Source organism: Streptomyces sp. SID3343, assembly GCF_009865215.1.
Classification (GTDB): domain Bacteria; phylum Actinomycetota; class Actinomycetes; order Streptomycetales; family Streptomycetaceae; genus Embleya.
The window spans coordinates 1-3,379 of the sequence record NZ_WWJX01001534.1 but is presented as its reverse complement, the minus strand read 5'-3'; the positions used below and the strand labels follow the sequence as shown (position 1 = coordinate 3,379).

Here is a 3,379-nt window from a genome sequence, read left to right as displayed (position 1 = left end):
GGTCCGGGCAGGCCGACCGCGCGCTCGACCTCGACGCGCGGGCGCCGCCGGCCGGGCACGGCCTGTTCGCACCCGAAGTACGCGGTGAACGCGGCGTCGTAGCGGGCGAGGTCCTCGGGCGTCGAGCACAGCGTGATGCGGCCGGCCCAGTAGGTTGCCTGCCGGTCGTCGACCCCGAGTACGTCCGCAGCGGTGAGGAAGCCGTGCGCCCGCTGCGGGTCGGCGGCGATTCCGGCCGCCCGTACGGTCCGGGCGAATCCGACCAGGATTTCGACCGCGTCCCGCCGGACCGGCGCGTCGGCCGCGGCGCGCACCGTGTTCGCGTCGAGCCATCGGCCGGGCGTCGATCGGTTTGTGCCGAGGGTGTCAGGCATCGGCGGCCACCAGTCGCGCGACGCCGGCGCCGCGCATGCCCTCGAGGTCCTCGCGGTGCTTGAGCACGACTCCCAGGGTGCGCGCCGCGCTGTCCGCGTCGAGTTCGCGCACACCGAGGACGAGCAGCGCACCGGCCCAGTCGAGGGTCTCGGACACCCCTGGCGTCTTCACCAGGTCGGCCTGCCGCAGGCGCCCGACGGCGCGCACCACGTCGCGGGCCAGCCGCTCCCCCACGTCGGGCAACCGTCGCCGCACGATGGCCACCTCGTGCTCGTGGTCGGGATGGTCGAGCCAGTGGTAGAGGCACCGACGTTTGAGGGCGTCGTGCAGTTCGCGGGTGCGGTTGGACGTGAGCACCACCAGCGGCGGCACCTCGGCGGTGATCCTCCCGAGTTCGGGCACGGTCACCGCGAAGTCCGACAGCACTTCGAGCAGGAAGGCGTCGAATTCGTCGTCGGCCCGGTCGATCTCGTCGACGAGCAACACCGCCGGTGCCGCCTCGATCGCCTGGAGTACGGGCCGCGCGATCAGGTAGCGACGGTCGTAGAGTCCGCCTTCGAGCGCCGCCACGTCCGACACCCCGGCCACCCCGGCGGCGCGCAGGCGCAGCATCTGCCGGGGGAAGTCCCAGTCGTACAGTGCCTGGGACGCGTCGAGTCCCTCGTAGCACTGCAACCGGAACAGCGGCACGGCGAACGCGTCGGCGAGGGCCTGGGCGAGGGCCGTCTTGCCCACTCCCGGTTCGCCTTCGAGCAACAACGGTCGGCCCATCCGAAGCGCGAGGAAGGCGGCGGTGCCGATCCCGTCCCCGGCGAGGTAGTCGACCCCGTCGAGGCGCTCGACCACCGTCTCGGGCCCTCCTTCGGCGTCCCACCATCGCGCACCCACGAACCCGCACCTCCGGACGCCTTGCCGAGCACCTGTCGAACCCGAACCCCTACCGAACACCTACCGACCAATTCGCCCGGGTACTCGCGATCTCGGGCGATCGCTGTTCAGTACACGCCCTGCCGGCCCCCCGTTCGACGGCAACATGTGCCAAAGCCGGGCCGCATCGACGGCGTTCCCGCACGACACCGACGACCATCCGTGCGGGAGTCGTCACCCTCGGCGTTCGGTACGACGCCCGTCACCGAAGGTGATCGGCACCACCGGGTCGCGGACCGCCCGAGTGGTCGACACCTCGTTGCGCGACGGTCGGGGCGCGGCGGCCGAGTTGTCGTCGGCGTGGCAGGTCATGTGGCCGGCCACCGACGCCTGCCCGCAGGGCAAGGGTGTCCACGACGCGGTCCTTCTCCCCGAATCGACGTGCCTGCGCACCGAGTTGCCACACCGGGTGTTCGCGACCGGCGGATCCCGTCGGGCGGGCCGGCGATCGGTCGACCGGCCGAGCCGCGCGGTCCGACTCGTTCGGGGATCGAGCCCCGTGACCCGACCGCTCGGCCCGAGTCACGTGGCAGACTCTTCGGCCGGATCGCATTTCGGGAAGGAAGGGAAGGAACCGGTGAGCACCATCGACCCGACCGTCGTCAAGGCGGTCCTCAGGCCGGATCCCGGCCTCGTACCCACTCTCGCCGCCCGGCTCGGTGAGGACGAGGCGGACGCGCTGCCGGATCTCGACGATCGGCGCCCGGACTTCACCGGCGCCATCTCGGAACTGCTCGCCACGACCCGCGCGACGGCCGACGCGCCGGCACGCGTATGACGTCCTTCACGATTCGCGCCGGCGTACCGTCCGACCTCGCCGGGTGCGTTGCCCTGCTCGCCGTGCACGAAGGCGCCGACGACGGTGCCGGAGTCGTCATGCGACAGGAGAAGCCCTCCCGGGAGACGCGCGTGCGCGCGTGGTTCGACCGCCCGCGACATCTTCTGCTCGTGGCCGAGGCCCTTCCCTCGGAGGCAGACGAGGCGGCGTCCGATCCCGCCGACCGGCTCGTCGCCTACGCCCGCGCGCTCTTCCTCGATTCGACCCCGACCACTCCCGGGGGCTACTACCTCAGCGGCCTGGTCGTGGCCCCGTGGGCCCGCCGATCCGGACTGGGGTCACGCCTCACCGAGGCCCGCCTCGCGTGGATCGCCGAACGGGCTTCGTCGGCTTGGTATTTCACCAACGCCCGCAACACCGCGTCGCTTCGCATGCACGAAAGCCTCGGCTTTCATGAGGAGACCCGCGAATTCACCCTCCCGGACGTCGAGTTCGACGGCGGGGTCGGCGTCCTCGAACATCTGACCCTGGACGGCTCGACCTGCCCGCAGGCGGACGGCTGAGCCGCGGCGAAGACCGGCGCCACCCGTTCCGTTGATCCGCGCGAGGCCCGGCCGAAGGTCGGCCGGGCCTCGCGCCGTCGTTCGCACACCGCGAGCCGGGCGCCTCGGGTCAGGCGGCTGCCGGGCGGGTACGCAGAATCTGCCGGAGGGCGTCGTCCACGTCGGCCTGGGCCCGGTCCAGCCAGTCCGCCGTGATGTCGGCCGCGTTGGCGTGGTCGCCGGACCGGCGGTGCAGGCGGACGTCCTCGCCCTCGTGTGCGGCACGGGCATGGGTGATCGCGTGTCGCAGCCGCGCGGCGGTGGCGAGTTCCTCGCCCGTCGCCCGCAGTCGGTCGCGAGTCTCGGGGTCGGCGACCTTTCCGGTGTTCGCCGGGTCGGCCAGCGCGCGGGCGATCGCCTCGACACTCTTCCCGGCAAGCTTGCGCGGCGCCAACGCGGGTGGCAGGCCCGGCAGTTGCGCCAACTCGTCCAGGGACACGCTCTCCAACCGGGCCAAACTGTACGACAGTCGTCCGAGGCTCAACAAATAATCGTCATCCGGAAGCATTCGGCCATTCTGCGATACCGACGCGTCTCGATCGCGGCACGCGCCGGCGTGTCGGGCTCCTATCTTTCCCCGAGGCCGACCCCACTCCCCGGCAGGGTCGCCACCGCTGCCCCCCGAGGCCGAATACGTGCTCCCTTCGGGCACCGATCCGATCATCGCGACCCGCGGCGCCCGATGGCCCGACACCAC

At 72.0% G+C, this 3,379-nt stretch carries 4 protein-coding genes and 1 pseudogene; 2 read left to right on the top strand and 3 right to left on the bottom strand.

Features of this window, described 5'->3' with window-relative positions:
* Both GT354_RS49000 and GT354_RS48995 read right to left on the bottom strand, forming a co-directional pair.
* A pseudogene (locus tag GT354_RS49000) lies at positions 1 to 374 on the bottom strand (hypothetical protein); the annotation flags it as partial.
* Positions 367 to 1,263 (bottom strand): MoxR family ATPase, encoded by an 897-nt coding sequence (locus GT354_RS48995; RefSeq protein ID WP_161364605.1) that lies wholly within the window; start codon positions 1,261 to 1,263, stop codon positions 367 to 369. The gene GT354_RS48995 and the pseudogene GT354_RS49000, both read right to left, overlap by 8 nt.
* A gap of 616 nt (positions 1,264 to 1,879) precedes the next feature.
* On the opposite strand from GT354_RS48995, the gene GT354_RS48990 reads away from it, so the two are divergent.
* On the top strand, positions 1,880 to 2,080 hold the full coding sequence (locus GT354_RS48990) for a hypothetical protein (protein ID WP_161364602.1): 201 nt from the start codon (positions 1,880 to 1,882) through the stop codon (positions 2,078 to 2,080).
* Entirely contained in the window at positions 2,077 to 2,643 is a 567-nt protein-coding gene (locus GT354_RS48985) for a GNAT family N-acetyltransferase (protein ID WP_161364600.1), read from the top strand. Before GT354_RS48990 ends, GT354_RS48985 begins: the two co-directional genes overlap by 4 nt.
* 109 nt (positions 2,644 to 2,752) lie before the next feature.
* On the opposite strand, the gene GT354_RS48980 is transcribed toward GT354_RS48985, so the two are convergent.
* Entirely contained in the window at positions 2,753 to 3,166 is a 414-nt protein-coding gene (locus GT354_RS48980) for a hypothetical protein (protein WP_161364597.1), read from the bottom strand.
* Positions 3,167 to 3,379: the final 213 nt, after the last annotated feature.

Excerpts from the sequence above, each read along its gene's own strand:
- GT354_RS48985 (WP_161364600.1), top strand. The coding sequence starts at position 2,077 with ATGACGTCCTTCACGATTCGCGCCGGCGTACCGTCCGACCTCGCCGGG.